Raw genomic sequence first — 22,155 nt, forward strand, 5'->3', positions numbered from 1 at the left:
CTCAGGTGGTGAGCGGTCAGCTCAGGGGGTCGGGGGTGGCGAAGTGGAGGCGGATCGGCACGACCGCCGCCTTGAGCGGGGCGCCGCCCTCGGTTACGGGCAGGTCCTCGATCTGAGGGGCTCCCGCCTCCAACCAGTCGCAGAGCCCGCCCAGGGTGCGGTCGGCCCCGAGCGCCTGGCCCAAGGCGAGCTTGAGGGCGTCGAACACGAAGTGCCGGTCGGCGCCGACGTCCGTGAAGATCTCGGCCTGCGCCTCGTGCTCGTAGTGATAGGTCAGCGGGCACAGGGTCACGTCTGGGGTGCCAGGGTCGCCCTCCCGCAGGATGATGAGGCCGTTCGGGGGCACCCGCACGGGCAGGACCTCGCCGCGCCGCACGGCCGCGCCGGTCCAGGCCGTCAGCCGCGCTTCGAGCACCTGCATGATCTCCTCGAGGCGCGACGGCATCAGCGATCCCCCAGTCCGGCGGCGATGATGGCGGCGAGCGAAGCGTGGACGCGCCCGATCTCGCCGGAAAGGTCGAGCCGCTTGGCCAGGCGCACCTGCGGCACGAGGACGAAGATCGGCACGGTCTGGGCCCCGGAGAGCATCCCGTCGCGGCGGCGCCGGCCCTTCTTGGCGGCAGCCAGACCCCGGCGGCTCAGGCGGGCGTCCTCCGCGACCAGGAGCGCGGTCCGGCCGCGGCGGTAGACGAAGCGCAAGCGCTGGCCCGTCTGGCGCTCCCAACGGGCGGGGGTCATCTTGCGCCCGCCTCCCGCCCGCCCGGCGGCCGGCAGCGGGATCGCCAGCCAGAACCCGTTGGGCGAGCGGATCAGCGCCCCCTCCTCGTAGGCGCCGACGATGTGCGGAGCCTTGGCCCAGACCAAGGCGGCCGCGTCGAGCGAGGCCGTGCCCTTGGGATAGGTCTCGCCCCGGATGCTGTTCGCGAGGCGCGCGCCCAGGGCCCCTCTGACCTGGCCACGCCAAGCCGCCTTGAGTTCGGTCTGCGCCTGCCCGATAGCCTGCGTCACTACCCGGGCCGATCGCTCGGCCTCCACCCGCAGGGCCACGCGGAGATCGCCCTCGATCCGGACCCCGAGTCTCATTGCGGCTCCGTCTCCACGGTCCAGACGAGGCCCAGCCGGTCGCGGCGCGGCTCGCCCAGTACCAGGTAGGCCTCGGACCCGATCACGATCCGGTCGCCCTCGGCCGGGCGCGCGAGATCGGCCACGCGCAGGTCGAAGCGCGCGGCGTCCGTCAGGATGCGCGCCTGGCCGAAGGCGACCTCGGCGTCCGGCGCGCGCCGGATGACCCGCACCGCTTGGCCCGCGCCCGCGCCTCCGGTGAACCACAGGGCGTCCAGCGCCATGTTGGGATCCGCGAAGACACGGTCGATGGCGCGGGCCACGGCGGTCATGGTCAGACGGTGCCGTTGAGCCGGACCGAGCCGACCGCGGCGCCGGCAGCAGCTGCGGCCAAGGCGCAGCCGATCAGCTTGTTGCTGCCGACAACGCTCGTGCAGAGCTTGGCCGAGTTGTCCCAGTAAATCTTCACGCCCTGGGCCCAAGCCTCGGCCGGGACCTTGTCGAGCTCGGCTCCGCCACGGGTCTTGATCTCACCCTGGGCGCCCGAGGCGATGTCGGTGGTCGCGACGCCGAACAGGTCGCCGACCAGCACGCCCTTGCCGGACGCGACCGCCGCCGTCGCGGTGATGGTGACGGCGTCGCCGTCGGAGATGTAGTTCTTCATGCTGATGAACCTTCAGGAAAGGGGTTGGGCGCGGCGGATCGGCCCGCCACGCCGCTCGGCGGGCCTGGGGATCAGGCCGCCGCGCCGGGGTTGCGGTAGAGGCCGCGGTGGTCGATCGCGGCGGCCGCGAAGTCGTGGCGCGCCTTGAACTCCATGCCGTCCACCTCGAAGCCCGCACGGGTCTCGGTGTGCACGCCCTCGTTGCCGTCCAGGTAGGCGTACTCGACGGTGTCGATGCGGGCGGGATCGGCGGCGAGGTACCAGGGGTCTTGGCCCGCGGCGGGGATCAGCCGCGCCTCCTCGACCACCTGCAGGCGGCCCGAGAAGGTGTTGACCTCCGCCGTGCTCGAAGGCGTGGTGGCGGTCACCTGCTTGCGCGCCTCGACCGACCGCTGGCCCGGGGGCACCAGGATGAACTTCGGCAGGATCGAGATCAGCCGGCCCTCCAAGCCCTTCTGCTTGCCGAAGTCGCGATAGGCGGCGGCCAGCGCCGTCTCGTTGATGGTCGCGCCGGTCCCAACGTTGCCGTGATCGGCATGGAACAGGGCCTTGCCGTCGGCCATCGCGGCGTTGGCGAGCAGGATGCCGTAGACGATGTCGCTCTCGAGGTCGGCCGCCGACGCGCCCCAGGCCTCGGGCATGCGGGTGAAGGCGTCGAGCTCGTCATTGATCAGCGCCTGGCGGGTGATCGGGAAGATGCGCCCGAAGGTGGCGAGGCCGTAGACCGCCTTGCCCTCGCCCATGGTGCCGTACTTGAACTCGCCGTTCTCGTTGACCTTCAGAAGGTCGGGAGCGCCGCCGAGCTGGGCGCGGGTCACGGGCCGGAAGTCGGCGATGGTCGCGCGGCGCGCCCAGGCCTGGAAGGTGCGGGGCGTCGATTCGTAGGCCGCGCGCAGGGTGCGGTTGGCGACGTTGCCGAGGATGGTCGGGAAGTCGCTGGCGGAGTGGTAGCCCGCCGAACGCATGGTGAAGGCCGAGGCCGCGACCTCCATCTTCGACATGCCCCGGGTCGAGACGCCGCGCCGTCCCAGGACCTCACGGGCGAGCTCGAGGAGCGACAGGCCCCGGAACTCGCGCGCGCCCTCGGGCAGCTGCTGCCCCGAGGGGTTGTGACGGTGCATCAGCGCGGAGGCCACGGCGTCGCGGAAGGCGGTCTCGGTCGCGCCCTGGCTGCGCGCCTGCGCAGGCACGGGCTCCACCACCCGACCCGCCGGGTCGCTGCCGGCCAGGTGGTCGAGGATCGCGGACCGGGCGGCGTCGAGCGTGGCGCCCTCGCCGATGAGCGTGTCGGCCAGCGTCTCGGGGGCGCCGTGCCGCCGGCAGAGTTGCGAGATCTCGGACACGCGGCGGCGCTCCTCGGCGCGGATCGCGTCGGCCGAGGTGGCCTGCGGGCTGCCGGGCGGGGTGGGGACGGTCCGCGTCTCGGTGCCGGGCGCAGCCTGGTCTTCGTTTTCCATGGTGGTTCTCTCACGCTGAGCCGCGGGCGCGGCGGGGGTGTCCTTCCGGGTGAGGACGCAAGGGGCGAGCGCGTCGCGGCTGGCCTCGCCGGACCGGACGTGCGCTCCCGGATCGGCGGGCATGGCGACCGCCGAGATCTCGAAGGGCTCCCAATCGACGGCCCGCCACAGCTCGCGCTGGCCTTCGCGATTGGTGATCTCATAGCGGTGGACCCGATAGCCCACCGAGACGAAGCGGACCGAGCCCTCCATGATGCGCTGGACGGCGTCGGCCGCATCGGCGGCCTCGGTCAGGCGGACCGTGGCATGGCCGAGGCTGCCCTCAATGCGGACGGAGCCTGGCACCACCGAGCCCAAGACGCTGCCCAAGCTCCAGGAGGAGTGCGAGTCGAGGAACGGCGCACCCGCGTTGAGCCGATCAAGCCGCACGGCGTTGCCGCTGACGATCAGCTCCTCGTCATACTCGACACGTTCGTCCCAGCCTTCCCAGCGCGCGCGCTGGACGGTGGCGCCGGTGGTCCAGACCACCTCGATCGTGCGGGCTTCGGCGTCGATGCTTGCCGGGCGCACCTCGGCAGCCCGCCCCAAGAGGGGCAGGAGGGCGTTTCGTTGGGGCATGGGGGTCTCCTGTCCCTAGCTGGTCTCAGGGGGCTGGGCATCCGTCCCATCGGGGACGGCGCCGGATGCGGTGCTCTGCGCGACCCCGACCTTGGACACGTGGCGGGGGTCGCTGTCGAAGACGAGGGTGCGGCCGTCGGCGGCTTGGGCGTCGGCGGCCCACTCCTCCAGGATCTCCTCAGGATCGTAGCCGCGCCGCGCGATCATCTGCGATCGGGTCGCGAAACCGGCCCGCACCTCGGCCAGGTCGGCCGCGACGTCCTGCAACGGGTTGACGCTCTCGAAGCGGGGCGTGGCCCATTCCGCCGGAATCGGCCGGTCGGGCAGAAGCCCGGCGAGCTGCGCGGCCTCGACGAACCACCGCCACATGGGCTCGCAGAACATCGGGATCACGGTCTTCCACTGCAGCTGATCGACCATGCGACGGAACTCGTTGAGCCCGATCCGGTTCGAGGCGAAGTTGGCCTGGCTCATGTCGCCGGTCATCAGCGCATAGGGCACCCGCCAGCCGGCGGCGACGATGTGCATCTGTACCCGGTTCCACTCGGCCACCCCACCCGTCGCGGCCGGCTGGTTGAACTTCACGTCCTCGCCGCCATTGGCATAGGCCAGCATGCCGGGGGAGAACTCCTCCACCACGTTGCCGGACCCGTCCACCAGCCTGCCGTTGAGCCCGCGCCCGGTCGTCCCGTTCGGCGTCGCGTCGTCTTCGCGGATCACCACGCCGACGAGGCAGGCCTCGGTTTTCTTCCGCAGGAGCTCGGCGTGGTGCCAGTCGCCCAGGTCCCGCAGGCTGCGGATCGCGGGCACGCCCCAGGGGGTGCCGCGCGACTGGATGCGCTGGCGCTCGAAGAGGTGCGCGACCTGGGTGGCCGGGATCCGCACCGATTGCAGGCTGCGCGCCAGAGGGGTCCGCTCGCCCGGATGCTCCGGGAACATCCAGTAGGCCGAACGCCGGCCCGTACGGTCGGTCTCGATCCCCTGCGAGATGCGAGCGCCCGTGGCCTCCTGGGCGGATTTGCTCCCGTCGAGGTGATCGGCCTCCCTGATCTCGATCTGGAGAGGCACCGTCAGGCCCCGGCCCGCCGGCATGGGGCGGCGGAGCGCGAAGGCGTCGCCACCCTCCAGCATCTCCCGCACCGCGAGCGCCTGGAGCCCGTAAACGTCGGTGTGGCCGTGCGCGTCGCACTGCTTCGACCAGACCTTCCAGAGGTCGTTGACCTTCTTGTCGAGAGCCTTGTCACCGGTGCGGGCGCGCGGCCGGATGCCCGGGCCCACGATGTTGTTGACCAGGACCTGCAGGGCCTGCGCGGCCAGAGGGTCGTTGCGCACCAGGTCGCGCATCCGGTCCCGCAGGGTGCCGCCGGCCGCGCCGATCTCCGCGTCGGCCGAGGTGCCGGCCGTCCGCCAGCCGTCGGTGCCCCGCCCCCGGGCCGCCGCGTCATAGCCTCGGCGGGTGACCGACAGCGCCACCCGCTCGGCGAAGCGCCGGCGCGCCCATCGGGGCGAGACCCGCGCGATGGCCTCGTCCAGGAGGCCCCAGCGGACCCCGTCGTCAGGCGCGCCCATCAGGACCTCCGGAAGCTGGCAAACCCCACGCGCGGGCGCGGGTTGCCCGAGGTGGCGGCGATTTCCGCCTCGATCACCCGGATGCGGGCCAGGAGCGCCGCCCCGTCGTCGTATCGGGTGCTGACCCCGTCATAGCGGACCTCGAGCACGCCGCTCGCATAGGCCGACTTGAGCGCGTCGATCTCGGATTGCGTCCAGGCCATCAGGACAACCAGCCTTTCCTTCGGGGCCCCAGATACCCGTCCGGGCGACCGGAGGGGGAACTGGGCGCCGCGTTGCCACCGGGGGTCGCAGGGGCCGCGGCAGCCACCGGCGCCGCCGCCTCCGCGTCAAAGAGGTCCGGCTGCGGCTCAAGGGGCGCACCGCCCCGCTCCGCCTCCAGCCGGTCCCACTGCTCGTCCGTCAACGAGGTCCAGCCGTGCCGCCGCGCGGCCGCCTCGGCGTAGTTCATCGTGTCCAGCGCCTCGTTTCTGCGCGTGGCCTCCACCAAATCCCAGGAGCTGGTCAGCACGCCCGTGCGGGACCGGCGCAGGACCCGCACCTCCGAGGTCACCTGCCGGAAGTACTCGTCGCCGAGGCCCCTGGCGAAATGCACGTAGCCACGCTCGATCGGGTCGAGCTTGGCAAGCCAGGTGTAGAAGTCCGCCTTGAGCTGGCTCACGTTCAGCATGAAGGCGCGCTTCTGCGCCCGCTTGGCTTGGCCGTCGTTGCGGCGCTCGAACTTCATGGGCAGGAGCACAGGCCCCGTGGCCGAAGTTGCACCCTTGACCAGGATGACCCGATTCCAGGGGTGGCGCTTGCCGTAGGCCCACACCTCCTCGGTGAAGGTGCCCACGTCGATCGCCATCATGTCGAGCGGCAGCCGCAGCCCCCGTTCAGTGCGCCAGGTCGCCTTGAGCAGCGCGTCGAGGGCCTCGCGCCCCTTCTCGTCCCCGATGAAGTGCGGGATCACCCGATAGTCCACGACCCAGCGACGGTAGCCTCGCCCGAAGGCCACCACCTGCACCTCGATCCGGTCGCCTTGGCAGTCAACGCCGGCGGCGAGGATCACGCCCTGGGAGGGCACCACGCCGACCGGCAGGCCCTCGCCCGAAGCCGCGTTCTCCACCCGGTCGCGCAGCTCGGTCCAGTCGGGCCCCTTGCTCGCCTGTTCGTAAGGCAGGCCCAGCACATCGTTGAAGAACGTCTGCTCGGTTTCCGCCTCGACAGCCTTGGCGAGCGCTGGCTCGGCCGCCGCGCCTACCTCGCCCAGGCTGGTCCAGCCCATGGCGCGCGCGTAATCGAGCGCGATCGACGCCCAGTCCCGCTGCGGCGCGTAGGCCCGCCACAGGTGGAAGCCCGGATGGTCGCCCCGTGGGTTGCTAGGCACCCAGTCGCCGACCGCCACGATCCGCACCTTGTCGGCGTGGCTGATGACGCACCCACACGAGTCGCACGTGAAGTGCGCCGCGTGGAGCCGCTCGGGCTCCAGGTTGCGCCGAAAGTTCTCCCAGGTCAGCGGCGCCCGGTGCCCGCAGTGCGGGCAGGGCACGTGGTAGAAGCGGCGATCCGAGCGGTCGAAGGCCCGGGTGATTCGGCAGGTGCCCTTGATGAGCGGAGTAGAGACCCGCAGGATCTTCGCGTCCTCGAAACCCGAGGCCCGCGACAGCGACAGCTCCTCCGGGTCGCCCTTGTCGGTCTGCTCGAACTTGGACAGGTCGTCCATGATCACCAGCCGCCGCGAGGTGCCGGTGAGGTCGGCGGGCGAGCCGGCCGAGGCGACCTTGAGCGAGCCGTTGCGCGCCAGGGTCTCCTGGTTGAACTTGGCGTCCTTGTTGTCGCCGCCCCGTCCGTCCCCGAAGATCCGGCGCAGCCCCTCGGCCTGCCGGCGCATCGGCAGCCACTTGTTGTCCACCCACTCGGTCGCGGCCGACATCGTCGGGTGCACGACCAGGCTGTCGAGCGGCGTGTGCTCGTGCCAGGCCCCCAGCGTCGGCTGGATGATCGACACCGTCTTGCCCCACTGGGCGCTGCCCCGGATCGTCACCTCCCGCGCGGGATGCTCCGGCGACAGGCACTCGTGGATCTCCCGAAGGAACGGGAAGCGGTCGATGCGGAACGGTCCCGGCATGGGCGACCGCTCGTCGAAGACGATGTTGTCCTCGCACCACCGCGTGATGTCCGGCGGCGACGGCGGGGCCAAAGCGTCGGCGAGCGCGCGGGCGATCACCGCCTCGGCCGAGGCCAGGAACCCCATCAGACGTCCGCCTCGCCCTCGGCCGGCGTGAGGTCGGCCGCATCGGCCGCCTGCACCAGAGCCTCCGAGCGGTGCGCGCGGTGGCCGCGCCAGGTCGCGACCAGGATCTGGCGCACGGACTTGTAGTCCACGCCCAGCTCGTCGGCCACGCGCCGCGACGCCTCGCGAAGCACCGTCTCGAACTCGGCGACCTCCTGGGCGATCAGCCGTTGGGTCTGCCGCGCCGCCTCGGCTGCCAGGACGAAGGTTCCCTCCGCCTCGAGGTTCTGCCGGCGCAGCCGCCGCGCCTCTTCCTCGGCCTTGAGCGTGCGCGCCAGCTCGTAGCGGTCGCCGTCGCCGGCGGGGAGCTCTGTGGCTCCTCCGCCGGTCGGGGGCGGCAGCGGGAGCATACGCGGGGGTGCCTGCTCCCCCATCTCCCGCTGCACGGCCAGAGCCTGCCTCGTGCCCGCGCCGTTCCCCATCATCTGCCCCGGGTCGAGTCGCCGGCCCAGGGCCTCGAAGCACTTGTCGCTGTCGAACCGCCGGGCCTGGCCCTCGCCCACGTAGCAGCCGGCGAGCTTGCCGTCGGCCACATACTGACTGACCCGCGCCCGCGACACGCTGAGTCGCTCCGCCAGCTCAGAAGCCCGGACCATCGCCATGTCGCCGCCCCGCTGAACTCTCCTGTTAAGCCCGGTTAAGGCTTTGCCGACTGTTAAGCCGCGCGAAACTCATGCGCTCAGCCGCCCCGTATACGGCAGGTGCCCCGGAAGGACCCAAGACCCCCCGGCCTAGGCCGGGATGGGCCGGATCGACCCAAAGTCGGGGCCAGCGAGGTGGGATCGACCGGGGCGGCCCAACCCGACCGCCCCGGTACGGGCCGCCTCCCCCCAGGAAGGACCGCCCGCAACGAGAAGCGCCCGGCCGGGTCTCCCCGCCGGGCGCATCTCTGCATCATGTCGCTACCGCTACGTCCGGTTGACCTAAGCCGTCAAGAGGGTTGTTAGAGCCCGTAGAGCCGGTCCAGCGCGGCACAGAGCGCGGCCCTCAACACGGCAAGGCTTTCGGTTCGCGCCGACCACCCCCGCCGCTGGAGCAGCGCGCTCAGGGTGAGACCCTCGCAGCAAACCGCATCCACCAGATCGGCCACCGTGATCGTGCGCCCCAGCTCCCGCGTCGCCCGATTCGTGGCGGCAAGCACCCGCCCCCCCTCCTTGCGGACGACGGTCGCGGCCTGCCGCCGAGGGGCCAGCGCCAGCTCCCGCCCGATCGCCGCCCGCATCCGGTCCAGCCGTTCGCCCCGCTGGATCACGCCGTCGATCCACGACCCCTGCCCCGACCCGCCCGACTGCCCCAGCGCCTCCACCGAGGTGCAGCGCACCCCCTCGCTCAGGCACCGCTCCCGCAGCCGTGCATACTCCCGCCCCGCCTCGACCTGGGCGACCGTGTAGGGCGGAGCCGCATCCTTGTCCCGCCGCCGGGCTTGCATGGTCATCACGTCAAAGGCATCGGCCAGCGCCACCGGGTGGAACCCGTCCCGCGTCACCGCCCGCGCACGCGGCCCGGCGTCCGTCCAGACCGTCTCGGCCTGCGGCGCCACCCGCATCGGCCCCCGCGCCGGCGCGGCGACGATCTCGGGGCTCGCCACCTCGGGCACGGCCGCGCGCGCCTTGACCGCCTCCACCGCCGCCCGGTCCCGCTCGGCCCGAGCGACGGCCCGACGACGCAGGCAGGCCAGCCGCTCGCCCACCTCCGCGGCCCCGCAGGCCATGGCCAGCGCGTCCCGACCCTCGCCCGGCACCGCCCCGCAGGCCGGGCACCGGCCCTTGGGAGGCGTGGGAGGCACGTGGGAGGCAAGCGCCACGGCCTCGATTTGGGTCTCGATCTTCATCCTGTTGTTCCTGCTCGGCTTTTCGTTTGTTTGGGAAGGTAGGGAGGCTAGGGAGGGTTTTCAGGAAAGTCCTACAGGAAGACCTCTCTTTCTCGGGGTCACCCCCTCTTTCACGCGCGCGCGTGCGCGTGTGGGACTTTCCCCAAATGCCTCCCCAGCCTCCCTAGCTTCCCACGCCACGCCGCATCCCCTTGTCCTCAAAGCCATTCCCCCCCGGACCCCTGGAAGGGGCGCGCCGACCGCCACCCTCCCGCCACCTTCCCTAGCCTCCCGTCAGAAGTCATTGAGGGGGTCCGGGGGAGCGGCGGAGGCGGACGCGGCCACGCCGACGGGGCGGCCGTCGCGGTCGCGCGGCGCGGCGCGGAAACGGGCGGCGAAGTCGCGGGCGAGGCGGATGCCCTCGTACTGGCTCAGCGAGGACTTGCCCTTGTCGAACCGCTTGCCGGTGTGCGGATGCTTCCAGACCCGGCTCTTGGTCGCGACCTGCTTGGTCAGGCTGGTGGGCTGCCGCGTGTTCCATCCGCGCTCGATGAAGTAGTAGTTGATGGCGTCCACCATCTCGCGCGACTGGATCACGTCGCCCGCGTCCCCCGTGACCTCGCAGGCCATCATCAGGAAGGCGTTGAGCGGGTCGCTGTCCTCGCGGTACTCGCCCGTGGCCTCCTGCACCGAGGCGGGCGGGGCCAGCCCCTGCTCCAGGACCATCAGCGCGCCCTGGACCAGCCAGGCCATGATGCCCGCCCCTTCCCGCGACAGGAGCTTCTCGACGAAGCGCTCGTCCTGCTCACTCTCGGGGATGGTGACGCTGAACGGCACCAGCAGGATGCGCCGCCAGATGCCCATGTCGGTGCCCGAGATCTCGGGCTTGTAGTTCGACCCCATGGTGATCTTGAAGAACGGGTCGATCTCGATCTGCGAGCCGTAGTTCGGCCGCACCGGGATCGGCTCGCCGCCGGTCATCGCCTTGACGATGCCCTCCTGCAGGGCGACCCCCTTCTCGGGCTCCGAGGTCCGCACCAGGCGCGCGTTGATCAGCGGGATCAGGTCCGGCGTCGCATCCGCCCCGCCCCGCTTGTTGTCCCCCGTGATCGTCTCGATCTTCATGGTGGCGGCGTAGTTCCCCAGGAGCCGCGCGATCGTGTCGACCAGCACCGATTTCCCGTTCGCCCCATCCCCGTAGAAGATCGCCATCTTCGACGACTTGAGCCCCAGCGCGTTGAGCCCGAGCCAGCGCTGGACGAACTGCCGCATCGCCAGGTCCGGCAGCACCCGCTCCAGGAAGGCCACCCACAGGTCGCAGGCCGCGTCCGGGTCGTAGGCGAATGGGGCCAGCTTGGTGATCCGCCGCGCCCGGTCGTGCGCCAGGACCTCGACCTCGGCCCGCTTGCGCCCGCCCTCCACCTCCACCCGGAACCGCAGCAGCCCCGACAGGGTGTTGAGCTCGAGCGGGTTGCTGTCGAGATCGCCGATCGGCACCGACAGCCGTGTGCGGCTCTGGTCGATCATGTTCTTGATCTTGTCGCCGTTGCCCGAGGCCAGCGCGAAGGCCTTGAGGTGCCCGGCCACCGCCTTGTGCTTGGCCAGCCGCTTGCGGGCCTTCTCCAGCTCGCCCGTGACCTGCTTCAGCTCGGCCTCGTAGCCCTCGGGCCGCTGGCCCTCCGGCAGGAGGATCAGCTCCTCCTCCCGCGCCCGCAGCTTGCCCTCCCGCGCGATCAGCACCGACACGACGCCCGCCACGTCGACGTGCCGCTCCTCCAGAGCGATCAGCTCGTGCATGGTCTGCGCCCGTTCCAGCACGCGCAGGGCCTTCTCGTCCTCGGCGTAATGGGTGCCCGCCCAGACGAACCAGCGGTCGAGCTGCGCCACGTACATCAGGTCGCGCCCGTGGTGGATGGCGAAGCGCCGCCCGTTGCCCACGTCGTTGAGCGGCTGCTTCGCGGCCAGCGCCACGGGATCCTCGGGACCTTGGTCGCCATCGCCGTCAGGGCCGCCTTGGGGGTCCGGGGGCCCATCCGGCCCGTCGAAGTCCGGCGGCGGCAGCTCGCCACCCGTGTCCTGGTCGTCGGACCCGGCATCGCCCGCCCCGTCCCCCGCGACCGGCACCCCGCCCATGTCGATGTCCTCAACCGTGATCGCAGCGCCGAACGTCTCTTGGAGCCGGGCTTGCAGGTCTTCAGCCGGGATCATTCCCCGTCCTCCTTGAGCCGCAGCCCCCGATAGCCCGAGGCGCTCGACTTCGCGGGCTCGACCTCGGGGCCGAGCAGGTCCGGCGTCTCGCGCACGATGGTGGCCATCCGCTTGGCGAACAGCGGGAAGGGCCAGCCCGGCTCGCCCGCCTCCGCGCGCCACGCCTCGAAGGCCAGCCACAGCGCCGAGGTGCGGACGAAGTGGTTGTCGCCGCCCGGCTCGCAGCAGGCGATCAGGAACCGCGCCATCACGTCGCCTGGCCCCCGGCCCCGGCTCCGCGCGGCCTCCGGCAGCGGCGGCAGCGGCGATTCGGCCCACAGCGCGCGGGCCGCCTCGCGCCCCGCCACCTTGCGCGTCAGCTCGATCAGCCGCAGCCAGCCCTCGACCGTCTCGGGCCGCGACGGCATGAGCGCCTCCGGCTCCCGGCCTTCGATCTCGTAACGACCCGTCCGGCGCAGCGCCGGCACTACCTGCGAGGTGATCCATTTGCGGAACCGCTTGGCCTCGGGCTTCCGGCTGGTCAGGACGAGGGCGTAGAGGCCCGACTCCGAAATGATGATCAGCTTGCGCGCGCCGCCCCTTTGACCCTCAGCACTGCTTAGGGTCATTCCGTTGGCATGGAGGGCGTCAGCACTGATGACCTTCTTCTCGTCGTCATCGAGGCCAGCGACTGCCATCGTCGGATTTGAGTGGCCCAGCACCCGGCACACGTCGGCGGCGACGAACCACGGCTCCCCGTCGATCATCACGATGCGAACGGGCTGGCTGACCTCCTCCCCGTCCTCGGTGGGATCGGCGGCGAAGTCGAAGATGATGAGATCGTCACCCACGGCGCACCTCCGCCTTCGGCTGGTGGGGACTGGACAGCCGCAGTCGCGCCCGCGCGCGCTCGGCCAAGCCGGGCAACTGCTCCGCCCAGGTGGTGCCGTCCGCGTCGTGGATCACGGCGATCTGCGCGTCGGCGTCGTCCAGGCTCACCACGTCGCGGGTGAGGATCGCCTCCCCGACCGCCTTGTAGGCGGCGTAGAAGGCGTCCACCGGCGCGTCGCTCAGCCAGCGCCGGTTGGTGAGGTCGAGGAAGGCGTCATACAGCGCCGCCAGCTCGCGCGAGGTGCAGGCGTCGAGGTCCAGGGTCAGCGTCAAAAGGGGGTGTTCGGCCATGGCCGGTCTCCTCAGGTTCGGATGAACCCGGCGACCAGCTCTCACCCTGGTGGCCGGGCAACGCAGGGTTGAGAGACCGCCCTGAGGAGCGGCGAGCCTTGCGGCTCCCCTACGCGCCCGACCATAAGGAACGCCGCCCCCGAGACGGGTAGCGGCGTGCGGATGCACCTCAGCTATAGACGGGCTCTCAACCCCGACCGGCCCTTTTCTGACCGGCAGGCTCAGGTTGCGCGCAGGCGGAACGGAAGTCAAGGCCGGTTTCCGCATCACGAAAACCCTTGCGCCCGGCATTTTTCGTGATACATTATCCCCCATGAAGATCGTGTGGGATGAACCGAAGCGGCAAGCGACCCTGAAGGATCGGGGCCTCGACTTCGCCGACCTGACACCGGAGTTCTTCGCGGCCGCGCTGGTTCGTCCAGCGAAGGAAGGCCGATTGATGGCTTTGGGCCGGCTCGATGGCCGCATCCTGGCCGTCGTCGTCCGGCTCCTGGGCCGCGAGGCGCTCTCGGTCATCTCCATGCGGCCGGCCAGCAAGAAAGAAAGGGCGCTGCTATGACCAGGAAGAATCTCATGACGGAGTTCGAGCCGGGGCACGGCTTTACCCAGGAGGACTGGGACGAGGTGAAGGAGGCCGAGGCCGAGTCCACCGACGAGGAGCTGGCGCAGTTCCGCCCGATGTCCGAGGCGATGCCCGACCTCTATGCCGCCCTTCAGGAGGAGATCGCCCGCCGGCCGGGCCGCCCCAAGTCGCCCGCGCCCAAGGTGCAGGTCTCCCTGCGCCTCGACCCCGACGTGCTCGACAAGTTCCGGGCCACCGGCAAGGGCTGGCAGGGCCGCGTCAACGCCGCGCTGAGGGCGGCGAAGCTCTGATCCACGGCGGGGCGCGCTCACGACCGCCCCTCCGCGTCCGCGATCATTCCGGCGAGCCGCGCGTGCGCCTCCTCCAGCAGCCGCACCGTCCCGCCATCGATGTCGGCCCACCACAGCAGCCGGATGACCTCCGCGACCGCCCCCTGGAACTCCGCCAGCACCCCGTCGAACCGCGCGTGATCGCGCTCGGTGCGCCCCTGCGGCCCCGGCCGGCCCCACAGCCGCCGCTCGTGCTCGCGCGCGACGTACCAGGCCGCCTTGCGCAGGTCCGGGGCGGCCGCGCCCTTGAGCCCCGCCCGCCACAGGTACTTGACCGCGTTGCCGAGGCAGAACCCCATCGCCTCGGTCATGGCGATGCACTCGACCGACCGCGAGGTGTAGTGGCCGGGCCGGGTCACCGGATCGGCCGCGCCGGCGCGGGCCGACCGGAACACGGGCCCGGCCTCGGCCGGGACGGGGGTGGCGTGGATCATGATGTCCCTCTCGCGCCGGCGGTCCCGGCGTCCATCAGCAGGTCGTTGAGATCGCGGCCCTCGCCCGGATGGACGATCGACGCGCGCGTGACGGTGGGCACCCGGGCCCGGGCGCGCCGCAGCCCCGCGAGGAGCTTGGCGCGCGTCAGGCGGGGATCGCTGTCCCCGTCCTGGATGAAGAGGAGCCACTCGACCCCGCGCGGCGGCAGGAACGCCTCGTGCTCGTCGAGGTCGGGGACGCCGGCATACTTCATGCCCTCGCCCCGCATGATGCGCGCCCCGCCCATGTGGCCGAGGTCGATCCCCGCCCAGTAGGCCGCCCCGGGGATGGCGTCGGCGGCCAGCGCCGGCAGCGTCGTCTCGATGCCCTCGCCCATCACCAGCGCCCGGAACGCCTCGCCCCGATGGTGGCTCAGCCGGATCGCGCCGCGCCGCTTGCTGCCCCAGACCTTCTTGGCCGGGCGCGGCCGTCCGGCGGCGTCCAGCCCGAGGTCCGCCTTGCCCTTGGGCCGGCTCAGGTCCAGCCAGGTCCGGTGCACGCCGATCAGCCCGCCGTTCGGCCCCTGGATCAGCGCCAGCATCGCCGGGCCGCGGTGGATCGTCTCGGGCTTGCCGCCCTCCTGGATCACGTAGGCCAGGTCGGGCGCGTAGCGCAGCACGGCCGGCGGCGCGTCGACGATGGACGCAGGCATCGCCCGCAGCGCGAGGTAGTCGGCGACCGGCGACCCCTTGGCCTCCCGTCCGCCCCGCCAGAGCGCCCGCGCCGAGGCGATGGCCTCCCCCCGCCGCCGCTCCGCCTCGGCCTCGCGCCGCGCCAGCTCGCGCGCGTGCGCCTCGTCCCGCCGCGCCCGCTCCTCGGGGTCGATCTCGACGGCCGCGCCGCCCTCCAGCCAGGTAAGAGCCCCCGCGAGGTCGCACCCCAGCACCAGCCGCACGAGGCTGATCGCGTCGCCCTTGGCCTCGCAGCGGCGGCAGTTGAAGACGTTCTTGCGGACGTTGATCCCGAAGCGGTCCACGCCCCCGCAGGCCGGACAGGGCCCCACCAGCTCGCCCGACACCCGCGACAGCCCTTGGACGCCCAGCATCTCGGCAACGCGGGCCACCTCGCGGCGCCGCGCGTCCTGAAGGCGGGGATCCTCCGCGACGGCCATCAGAAGCCCGCCCGGCTGTGGATGACCTGCACCAGCACGTCGCGCAGCCGCCAGTCGCGGGAATGCTGCGACTCGTCGCTCGGGATCGCGCCGATCACGCGCTCGGCGGCGATCCGCAGCCCCAGCACCCGGTCGTCCTCGACCAGCGCCAGCTCGTCGCACAGAGCGCGCATCCGGCCCCGGCACTGGGCGCGCAGCTCGGCCCCCCACCCCAACAGGTACAGCGTGGTGGCATCGATCAGCCGCAGCGCCGCGCGGCGCTCCAACTCCGTCAGGGGCTTGGCCAGGGACCGGATCGGAGGGGTCCCGCCGTCAGCCACGGCCCACCCCCCAGTCCAGCAGGAAGTCCCGCAGCGCCCGGCCCGCGTCCTCCGGGGCTTCCGCGACGCGGCCCCGGAACGCGCCCAGGGCGGGCTCGGCCAGGTCGCGATCGGCGCGCGGAAGCTGCCCGACGGCCGCCTCGAGCGGCGCGAGCTCGCGCGCCACGCGCGGCGGCAGGTCGCGCGCCAAGGCCCGCTGCGCCAAGGCCAGCGCCTGCAGGCCGAAGGCCACGCGCGGGCTGTAGGGGGCATGGGCGAAGCGCATCACGCCACCCCCGCGCGAGCGCGCAGCTCGGCCACCAGCCAGCCCTGCCCCTCGACCGTGCAGGCCAGCCGCATCCGGCACCGCCCGTCCACCACCTGCCGCACCTCGGCCTTGATCGGCGCGCTCAGCCGCTCCCAGCGGGCCAGGGCCACCTCGCGCCGCACCCCGGCCGCCGCGAGCTCGGCCAGCACCGCCTCCCGCCGCCCACCCAGCAGCCCCTCGACGAGCTGGAGATCGAGCGCCGGCGTCCAGGGCGCGCGGTGGTCCAACTGGTCGAGGTGCCGCGCCACGGCGTCGCGATCCGCACCCACGCGCGTCGGGGCCGCCGGCGCGGGCCGGTCGAAGCCCGCATGGGCATGATGCCGCTCGCGCAGCACCGGCTTGTCGGCCACCCGTGTCGCCCGCAGCTCCGCCATCACGGCGGCGACCACGGGGGCCACGGCGGCCGCGCGGGCAGGGGCCGGAGCGGCGGGACGCGCCACGACGACGGGCAGCGGCGCCGGCGCGGGCGCGAGGACGGGCATGGGCAGGACCTCCGGCTCGGGACTGGGATCGGGGTGCGAGGCAGCCTCCAGCTCCGGCCGGCGCACCACCAGGACGACGACGGGCGCCGGTTGCGGATCGGGCGCGGGCGCCGGTTGCGGATTGGGTGTGATTTTCGGATTTGGTTGCGGCAGGGCCTCCGGCTCCGGCGCGACCGCGACGGACGGCTCACCCCCGCCCGGCAGCACCAGCCCCGTGCGGATGACGATCTCTGCGCCCGGCACCAGGTCCACCCGCGCCCGGCCCAGCACGGCCAGCGCCTCCTCGACGCGCGCCAGCCGCCGCGACAGCCCGCGCCGCTCGGCCGCGGACAGGTCGGGCAGCCCCAGCGCGACGGCGAGGCGGGCGGGACGGGACGGCGAAAGGCTCTGCTCCATGATCAATGCTCCGGGCAAAGGAGGGGGACGGATGGCAGTCCGTCCCCCAGGGACGCGCGCCAGGCAGGGGCGAGGGCGCGCGGAACACGGGGACCCGTCCGCGGTCGGACGCGCGGACGGGCCAGCCCCTGCGCGGGAGGGAGACGCAGGGACATGGGGGCCCGGACTGTTTCCGCCCGCGCATCCAGTCCGCTCCGTTTCCCTAAAATTGTCGCCATACACGCTACGGTTGTATTGGCGGCTGTGGAAAGGCGGGGCGCGGCGCGCATGGGGGTCAGTCTCGGATGCTCGGGAGGGGGTGAAAGAGGGGCCGGGTCAGGCCGGGTCGTCAGGGGTAGCGGGCGAGGACGCCCGCGCGGCGTGACAGCGCCGCGCGGGCCGGCACCCGCGACGGCGGAGCAACCGCCGCGGATGAGGCATGGGGGCCCGTGCCAGTCACGGTGCGGGCCCGGCGGTCGTCTCCTCGGCCAGTGGGAAGAAGTCCTCCCGGCCAAGGGGAAGGCCGTTGGCCTGCGCGACGGCAAGAACCTCGGGCTTGCTGGGATCGGGGATGGACCCGCGATCCTTCCAACTCTTGACCGTGGACACGGGGCGTTTGATGGCCGCCGCCATCGGACGGATGCCACCAAACGCATCGACGATTTTGTTGACGTAAGTCATGTTCGCAAGATGCGCTAATGTCGTTCGCAACGCAAGCGCGATTTGCGAACGGACGACGGGCGCAAAATGCGTCATGGCTCCGCGCATGACACAGGTCAGCGACGTCGCCCTCCGGCTCCGGGATATCCGTCAGCGCTCCGGTTTTTCGGTGCGGGGCTTTGCCGAAGCTTTGGGCATGACCGCAGGTGGCTACAAGCACTACGAGGATCGCTACAAGCGACCTTTCTTTCCCCGGGATTTTGTCGAGGATCTGCTGCACGTGCTTGTCCCACGCGGTTTTAATCCGACCGAGCTGCTGGCCTTGGCCGGCGAGGATGCCGACCCGGCGGGCGCAGCCGAATCGCACCCCGTCGCCGCGGTCGAGGGCAAGGCCCTCATCCCGCTCTACGACGTGGCGGCCAGCGCCGGGCCCGGCACCTACGTGGACAGCTACGAGCCGATCGCCACCAGCCTCGCCCTCCCCGAGGACTACCTCCGCCGGATCACGCGCGCGCGCCGGGACGATCTCGCCATCATCAGCGTCAAAGGCGACTCGATGTGGCCTACGCTTAAGGACGACGATATCGTCCTGCTGGATCTATCCAAGCGCAGCACGGCCTTCGACGGCCTTTTCGTGCTGCGCTTCCGCGACGCGCTCCACGTCAAGCGGCTCGGCCGGGGCTCCCGCCCCGACCTGGTCGCCATCATCAGCGACAACAAGGACTATCCGACGCAGGAATACCCCGCCGACGACGTCCAGGTGGTCGGCAAGGTTCTCTGGGTCGGAGGGAAGGTTTGAATAGATACAGTTTCGCGGGCGGGTTGCTGCAGGTGCTAGGCGGGCTGGCTTGGCTTGGCGGCGGCCTGTCACTGCTTGGCGGGCTCTACTGGCTCAGCCAGAGCGAAGTCCCGCTCGGTTTGGCAACAATGATCGTTGGGATCATCTCAGCTGTCGCCCTACTCGCAATGTGCGAGGTCGGGGCCGCAGTACTCGACCTCGCGGACAACTCCGCCTCCCTGTTGCATTCCCAGCGCGAGGCCGACACCAGGGCCAACAAAGCCGCGCAGATCCCCCAGCCCGCGCCGCCCGTCACGACTGCGGCATCGGCTCCCGCCGCGCCGCGTCCGCAGGCCGTAGATTCCCGCCGGTGGCAGTTCCTCAAGGAGGCCGACCCGGAGGTCGCGGCCGCCGCGACCCGCGTGGCTGGCCTGGGACCGGGCTACGAGGACCATCTCGCCGAACGGCTCCTCACCCTTGGCGACCGCGCCCTTCTGCCCGGCATCGAGCGCGGGCTGGCCGAGGCCGCCGAAGCGGAACGGCGGCGGCACGAAGAAGCGGTGGCGGCCATGGGCGAGGGCACCGCCCGCGAGCTGCAGACCTATCGCGCCTTGGTCGAGGCCAATGGCGGGCTCGACCCCAAGGAGAAGAAGCGTGTTGTCGACATCCAGCCCTACTCGGGAAGCTGGCTGGCCTTCCAAGGCGGCCTGCGGATCAAGCTCGAGGACAGCTCCTTCCTGTTGATGAAGGACGGCTTTGGGCGGCGGTTCCTTTATGATCCGGATGCCGGCTTTGGCCGGGGTCCGCTCCGAAAGGCCGAGTCAGAAGGTTAGACCAGGGCCCGAACGAGATGGACCCGAACCGGAGGAGCCGAATGATGCCTGACGACGCAGACTACGCCAAACTTCTGGCAAGGCTGGACGATCTCGAGAACCTGTCCCAGCATCAGGCTGGTGTAGTTATCGCCCTCTACAATGGGCTGAACCGGCTCAGCTCCGTCATGATCGGCGTCAACAAGTCCATCCTGAGCGCCGTCTTGGGTCGGGACGAACCGCCCGACCTGCAGAGCAAGCTTGAACAGGATGGTCAAACCTTGGCTGACACTCTCCACGACATAGCCAATCGGCTGGATTTGATGAATGACAGCCTCCGGTAGACCCACCCCCCCTGCACCCCCGCCGATCGACAAGCCCAGCAACGTCCTCGACTTCCCCGGATCGCGGCGGTCCTCGCCGTCCAGCAACGACAGCTTGCAGACTGATCCTTCGACCTCATATTCAGGTGGTGGAGGTGGCGGCATGGAAACCCGGTTGGCGGTCGTGGAGGTCAAGCTGGCGGCGGTGGAAACCCGCCTAGAGGCCATCGACACGCGTATGCGCGCCGTCGAGGCCAGCCTCGCGACCCTCACGGAGAGGGTGGCCCATCTGCCGTCCAAGGGCTTCATCGTCACCAGCACCATGACGACATTGGCCGTCGTGGCCGCCTTCGGCCTGTTCGCCGACCGATTGCGCGCCCTTTTGGGGCTCTGACGCCACCCAAACCACTGACCCAAGCCCGCCACTCCGGCGGGCTTTTTGCTGTCCGCCTCCATTGTCCACGATGGCGCAACTGTTCGTTTCAACCCTTCGATTCGGGTCTACAGCACTGGCTTGCGAACACTGTTGACGCAATTTGCGCTTGCGTGACTGTTCGCATTTTGCGAACATAGTCCTATGCCGCGCTCCTGCGGCTGGCAAAGGGACAGCATGTTCGGATTTCTCAACGGCAAGAAGGCCAGGAACGACCTCAAGGCGAAGCTCGCCGACAGCGCCAACCGCCTGAGCGGCCGGCTCGACTTCCTCCAGGGCGCGGTGTCGCTCGCCGCGCTCGTCATGGCCGCCGACGGCGAGATCGAGGCGGCCGAGCGCGACATGCTCGCGCGCTCGCTGCGCAACAACGACACGCTCAACGCCGCCTACACCGGCGCGCAGATCGACGAGGCGACGAAGCGGGCGCTCGCCAAGGCCGAGCAGGGCCGCACCGGCAAGAAGGCCCTCTGGTCCGAGGTCGAGGACCTGAAGGGCGACCCCGACGCCGAGACGGTGATCCTGATGGCGATGGACGTGGCCGACAGCGACGGCGACATGGAGCCCGCCGAGCAGAAGGTCCTGCGCGACGCCTGCGACCGGCTCGGCCTCAGCTTCGAGGCGCTGGTCTGATGCTGGCGGCGCTCCGCGAGCGGGCGCTGGCCTGGATGACGGCGGTGGCCGCCGTCCTCTTCCTCCTGCGATTCGCCCTGCCCGACCTGATGATCGACCTCGCCACGCTGGCACTGGTCCCGCTCACCGCCAGGGTCGCGGCCCCCGCCCCGTCCTGGCTGGGCCGGGCCACCCGCTGACGCATCGCCCGAGGGCTTCCGCGCGAAGCCCTCCCCCATGCGCCAACAAGACAGGTGATCCATGACGCCCCACCCCCTCCACCCGCGCGACGAGGCCGACGCCCGCGCCACCCTGACCGACCCCCGGGCCCATCGGGGCCAGCCGCTGCTGATCGCGCCGGCCTGGGCCTACCTCAAGCAGCGCCAGGGCCAGCCGATCAGCGCGCGCCAGTGGACGCGCCTCCACCCCGTCCACCGCGTCGCGCCCGACCCCTTCCCGGCCCTGCCCGCCGTGACCCCGGCCGAGGAGCCCACCCTCGCCCAAGCCCTCGACCGCGCCCGCCCCGCCATCACCCGCGCCTGCGCCGAGGCCCTGTCCCGCCGCCGCGCCGCCTGCGCCGGGGACGCCGCATGACCGCCATCCTCGGCCTCGCCCGCCTCGGCCTCCTGGCCCTGCTCACCCTCACCCTGTCCCACGTCGCCCTCAAGGCGGCCCTCGCTGCCGCGCTGGGGGGCCTCCTGTCATGACCGGCCTCGGCAACCGCCCCGCCCGGGACGTGCTGGCCTGCGTCGAGGACCTCGAGACGCGGCTCCAGGGCTGGCCGTCCTTCGGCGAGGACCCGGACGGCTACGTCCGGCGCGAGGACGATCTCGCGCAGATCCTCGAGACGCGCCCGACCTGGCGCGCCACCGTGCGCCGCCGCTGGGACGGCGCGTCGATCTCCATGATCGGCCTGCGCGCGACCTCCACGATGGGGTTCGCCCAAGCCTGCCGCAACTGGGTCGCCCAGGCCCGCCGCAAGCTGGAGGACGCCAGCGCATGATCCGCCGCCGCCGCATCCTCCTCGTGACCGGCCCCGCCCTGGTGCTGGCCGTGGCCCTCCTCCTCTGGACCCTGATCGCCATCGGCGCCCGCGAGGTCGCCCTCTGGACCTGGGAGATCGCCCATGGCTGACGCCCTCGCCCCCGCCTCCGCCCGGGACATCGACCCGCTCACCCTCTGGATCCGGATCGAGGCCGGCGCCGCCAACAGCGCCCGCCTCCTCCTGCGGACCGAGGCCCTGCACCGCGCCCTGGGCGACGTGCGCGAGCTGCTGCCCGAGGTGATCGCCATCGCCCTGGGCGAGGCCAGCCCCGCGAGCCGCGCCCAGGCCGAGCAACGGCTCGCCGTCCTCCTGCGCCGCATCGACTTCGCCCTGGCCGCCGACGCCTTCGCCGGCCACGTCCGCCCGGTCGGCCGCGACCCCGACACGATGCCCGCGCGGGCCACCCCCACTCAGGAGCCGCCCCATGCCGCCGGCTGACGCCCTCCCCGCCGACGCCCTCCCCGACGACGCGATCCTCGACGACGAGCTGCTGGCCATGCTCGAGGCCGCCATCCGCGACCGTCTCGGCCGAGCGCCCCGGGGCCCGATCGTCCTGATCCTGGTCGAGGAGGAGACCGTCGAGTTCACGGCCCTCGGCTGCGCCTGCTCCGACTGCCTGGGCCCCGCCGCCGATGCGCTCCACGCGCTCCAGCGCGACGCCCACGTCACCCCCACCCCGCGACACTGAGG

Annotated in this window: 32 protein-coding genes; 13 read left to right on the forward strand and 19 right to left on the reverse strand. The window is 71.7% G+C overall.

Features of this window, described 5'->3' with window-relative positions:
* Window positions 1-16: 16 nt before the first annotated feature.
* From J2Z33_RS11465 to J2Z33_RS11525, 13 genes are all read right to left on the reverse strand, one after another.
* Window positions 17-445: an acyl-CoA transferase gene (locus J2Z33_RS11465; protein WP_209840993.1), complete on the reverse strand. Its 429-nt coding sequence runs from the start codon at window positions 443-445 to the stop codon at window positions 17-19.
* Complete coding sequence (locus J2Z33_RS11470; protein ID WP_209840996.1) at window positions 445-1,083, reverse strand: DUF6441 family protein; 639 nt, start codon at window positions 1,081-1,083, stop codon at window positions 445-447. The genes J2Z33_RS11465 and J2Z33_RS11470 overlap by 1 nt, the downstream gene beginning before the upstream one ends.
* The gene (locus tag J2Z33_RS11475) at window positions 1,080-1,394 is read right to left on the reverse strand and encodes a head-tail joining protein (RefSeq protein WP_209841000.1); all 315 of its coding nucleotides are present in this window, start codon (window positions 1,392-1,394) and stop codon (window positions 1,080-1,082) included. The genes J2Z33_RS11470 and J2Z33_RS11475 overlap by 4 nt, the downstream gene beginning before the upstream one ends.
* A 2-nt stretch (window positions 1,395-1,396) precedes the next feature.
* Entirely contained in the window at window positions 1,397-1,726 is a 330-nt protein-coding gene (locus J2Z33_RS11480; RefSeq protein ID WP_209841003.1) for a DUF2190 family protein, read from the reverse strand.
* Between the two features lie 71 nt (window positions 1,727-1,797).
* Window positions 1,798-3,801, reverse strand: a complete 2,004-nt coding sequence (locus J2Z33_RS11485; RefSeq protein WP_209841006.1) for a prohead protease/major capsid protein fusion protein — start codon at window positions 3,799-3,801, stop codon at window positions 1,798-1,800.
* Window positions 3,802-3,816: 15 nt separating this feature from the next.
* Window positions 3,817-5,370 carry a phage portal protein gene (locus J2Z33_RS11490; protein WP_209841009.1) on the reverse strand — a complete coding sequence of 518 codons (1,554 nt, stop codon included), beginning with the start codon at window positions 5,368-5,370 and terminating at the stop codon, window positions 3,817-3,819.
* A complete protein-coding gene (locus J2Z33_RS11495; protein WP_209841012.1) occupies window positions 5,370-5,573 on the reverse strand; it encodes a phage head-tail joining protein in 204 nt (67 codons plus the stop codon). Before J2Z33_RS11495 ends, J2Z33_RS11490 begins: the two co-directional genes overlap by 1 nt.
* Entirely contained in the window at window positions 5,573-7,606 is a 2,034-nt protein-coding gene (locus J2Z33_RS11500; protein ID WP_209841015.1) for a phage terminase large subunit family protein, read from the reverse strand. The genes J2Z33_RS11495 and J2Z33_RS11500 overlap by 1 nt, the downstream gene beginning before the upstream one ends.
* Window positions 7,606-8,247 (reverse strand): hypothetical protein, encoded by a 642-nt coding sequence (locus J2Z33_RS11505; protein WP_209841019.1) that lies wholly within the window; start codon window positions 8,245-8,247, stop codon window positions 7,606-7,608. The genes J2Z33_RS11500 and J2Z33_RS11505 overlap by 1 nt, the downstream gene beginning before the upstream one ends.
* Before the next feature lie 341 nt (window positions 8,248-8,588).
* On the reverse strand, window positions 8,589-9,476 hold the full coding sequence (locus tag J2Z33_RS11510) for a hypothetical protein (protein WP_209841021.1): 888 nt from the start codon (window positions 9,474-9,476) through the stop codon (window positions 8,589-8,591).
* A 273-nt stretch (window positions 9,477-9,749) separates the two neighbouring features.
* The gene (locus J2Z33_RS11515) at window positions 9,750-11,663 is read right to left on the reverse strand and encodes a DNA primase family protein (protein ID WP_209841023.1); all 1,914 of its coding nucleotides are present in this window, start codon (window positions 11,661-11,663) and stop codon (window positions 9,750-9,752) included.
* The gene (locus tag J2Z33_RS11520; RefSeq protein WP_342454172.1) at window positions 11,660-12,493 is read right to left on the reverse strand and encodes a BRO family protein; all 834 of its coding nucleotides are present in this window, start codon (window positions 12,491-12,493) and stop codon (window positions 11,660-11,662) included. Before J2Z33_RS11520 ends, J2Z33_RS11515 begins: the two co-directional genes overlap by 4 nt.
* On the reverse strand, window positions 12,486-12,824 hold the full coding sequence (locus tag J2Z33_RS11525) for a hypothetical protein (protein WP_209841026.1): 339 nt from the start codon (window positions 12,822-12,824) through the stop codon (window positions 12,486-12,488). The genes J2Z33_RS11520 and J2Z33_RS11525 overlap by 8 nt, the downstream gene beginning before the upstream one ends.
* Before the next feature lie 313 nt (window positions 12,825-13,137).
* Here J2Z33_RS11525 and J2Z33_RS11530 point away from each other — a divergent pair, with 313 nt between their 5' ends.
* Window positions 13,138-13,383, forward strand: a complete 246-nt coding sequence (locus J2Z33_RS11530; RefSeq protein WP_209841029.1) for a BrnT family toxin — start codon at window positions 13,138-13,140, stop codon at window positions 13,381-13,383.
* Entirely contained in the window at window positions 13,380-13,697 is a 318-nt protein-coding gene (locus J2Z33_RS11535; protein ID WP_245218792.1) for a BrnA antitoxin family protein, read from the forward strand. The genes J2Z33_RS11530 and J2Z33_RS11535 overlap by 4 nt, the downstream gene beginning before the upstream one ends.
* 17 nt (window positions 13,698-13,714) lie before the next feature.
* On the opposite strand, the gene J2Z33_RS11540 is transcribed toward J2Z33_RS11535, so the two are convergent.
* From J2Z33_RS11540 to J2Z33_RS11565, 6 genes are all read right to left on the reverse strand, one after another.
* Entirely contained in the window at window positions 13,715-14,170 is a 456-nt protein-coding gene (locus tag J2Z33_RS11540; protein ID WP_209841032.1) for a DUF3310 domain-containing protein, read from the reverse strand.
* Complete coding sequence (locus J2Z33_RS11545; protein WP_209841035.1) at window positions 14,167-15,321, reverse strand: DUF7146 domain-containing protein; 1,155 nt, start codon at window positions 15,319-15,321, stop codon at window positions 14,167-14,169. The genes J2Z33_RS11540 and J2Z33_RS11545 overlap by 4 nt, the downstream gene beginning before the upstream one ends.
* Window positions 15,321-15,641, reverse strand: a complete 321-nt coding sequence (locus tag J2Z33_RS11550) for a hypothetical protein (RefSeq protein WP_209841038.1) — start codon at window positions 15,639-15,641, stop codon at window positions 15,321-15,323. Before J2Z33_RS11550 ends, J2Z33_RS11545 begins: the two co-directional genes overlap by 1 nt.
* On the reverse strand, window positions 15,634-15,906 hold the full coding sequence (locus J2Z33_RS11555; protein ID WP_209841041.1) for a hypothetical protein: 273 nt from the start codon (window positions 15,904-15,906) through the stop codon (window positions 15,634-15,636). Before J2Z33_RS11555 ends, J2Z33_RS11550 begins: the two co-directional genes overlap by 8 nt.
* Window positions 15,906-16,826: a hypothetical protein gene (locus tag J2Z33_RS11560; RefSeq protein WP_209841044.1), complete on the reverse strand. Its 921-nt coding sequence runs from the start codon at window positions 16,824-16,826 to the stop codon at window positions 15,906-15,908. Before J2Z33_RS11560 ends, J2Z33_RS11555 begins: the two co-directional genes overlap by 1 nt.
* A 435-nt stretch (window positions 16,827-17,261) precedes the next feature.
* On the reverse strand, window positions 17,262-17,561 hold the full coding sequence (locus tag J2Z33_RS11565) for a carph-isopro domain-containing protein (RefSeq protein WP_209841047.1): 300 nt from the start codon (window positions 17,559-17,561) through the stop codon (window positions 17,262-17,264).
* Window positions 17,562-17,571: 10 nt separating this feature from the next.
* Between J2Z33_RS11565 and J2Z33_RS11570 the strand changes: the two genes are divergently transcribed.
* The 11 genes from J2Z33_RS11570 to J2Z33_RS11615 all read left to right on the forward strand — a co-directional run bounded on the left by J2Z33_RS11570 (window position 17,572) and on the right by J2Z33_RS11615 (window position 22,153).
* The gene (locus J2Z33_RS11570; RefSeq protein ID WP_209841050.1) at window positions 17,572-18,264 is read left to right on the forward strand and encodes a S24 family peptidase; all 693 of its coding nucleotides are present in this window, start codon (window positions 17,572-17,574) and stop codon (window positions 18,262-18,264) included.
* Complete coding sequence (locus J2Z33_RS11575; RefSeq protein ID WP_209841053.1) at window positions 18,261-19,076, forward strand: hypothetical protein; 816 nt, start codon at window positions 18,261-18,263, stop codon at window positions 19,074-19,076. Before J2Z33_RS11570 ends, J2Z33_RS11575 begins: the two co-directional genes overlap by 4 nt.
* Before the next feature lie 41 nt (window positions 19,077-19,117).
* Complete coding sequence (locus J2Z33_RS11580) at window positions 19,118-19,399, forward strand: hypothetical protein (RefSeq protein WP_209841056.1); 282 nt, start codon at window positions 19,118-19,120, stop codon at window positions 19,397-19,399.
* A gap of 142 nt (window positions 19,400-19,541) precedes the next feature.
* Window positions 19,542-19,772, forward strand: coding sequence for a hypothetical protein (locus tag J2Z33_RS11585; protein ID WP_209841059.1), 231 nt, complete (start codon window positions 19,542-19,544; stop codon window positions 19,770-19,772).
* Between the two features lie 216 nt (window positions 19,773-19,988).
* On the forward strand, window positions 19,989-20,441 hold the full coding sequence (locus J2Z33_RS11590; RefSeq protein WP_209841061.1) for a tellurite resistance TerB family protein: 453 nt from the start codon (window positions 19,989-19,991) through the stop codon (window positions 20,439-20,441).
* On the forward strand, window positions 20,441-20,620 hold the full coding sequence (locus J2Z33_RS11595) for a hypothetical protein (protein WP_209841064.1): 180 nt from the start codon (window positions 20,441-20,443) through the stop codon (window positions 20,618-20,620). Before J2Z33_RS11590 ends, J2Z33_RS11595 begins: the two co-directional genes overlap by 1 nt.
* A gap of 61 nt (window positions 20,621-20,681) precedes the next feature.
* Window positions 20,682-21,014, forward strand: a complete 333-nt coding sequence (locus J2Z33_RS11600) for a hypothetical protein (RefSeq protein ID WP_209841067.1) — start codon at window positions 20,682-20,684, stop codon at window positions 21,012-21,014.
* Window positions 21,015-21,123: 109 nt separating this feature from the next.
* Window positions 21,124-21,423, forward strand: coding sequence for a hypothetical protein (locus tag J2Z33_RS11605; protein WP_209841070.1), 300 nt, complete (start codon window positions 21,124-21,126; stop codon window positions 21,421-21,423).
* Complete coding sequence (locus J2Z33_RS18715) at window positions 21,420-21,554, forward strand: hypothetical protein (RefSeq protein ID WP_280922906.1); 135 nt, start codon at window positions 21,420-21,422, stop codon at window positions 21,552-21,554. Before J2Z33_RS11605 ends, J2Z33_RS18715 begins: the two co-directional genes overlap by 4 nt.
* Complete coding sequence (locus J2Z33_RS11610; RefSeq protein WP_209841073.1) at window positions 21,547-21,903, forward strand: hypothetical protein; 357 nt, start codon at window positions 21,547-21,549, stop codon at window positions 21,901-21,903. The genes J2Z33_RS18715 and J2Z33_RS11610 overlap by 8 nt, the downstream gene beginning before the upstream one ends.
* Window positions 21,890-22,153, forward strand: coding sequence for a hypothetical protein (locus J2Z33_RS11615; RefSeq protein WP_209841076.1), 264 nt, complete (start codon window positions 21,890-21,892; stop codon window positions 22,151-22,153). The genes J2Z33_RS11610 and J2Z33_RS11615 overlap by 14 nt, the downstream gene beginning before the upstream one ends.
* Window positions 22,154-22,155: the final 2 nt, after the last annotated feature.

Origin of the sequence: Rubellimicrobium aerolatum (genome assembly GCF_017872975.1) — a bacterium.
In the GTDB taxonomy this organism is placed as follows: domain Bacteria; phylum Pseudomonadota; class Alphaproteobacteria; order Rhodobacterales; family Rhodobacteraceae; genus Rubellimicrobium; species Rubellimicrobium aerolatum.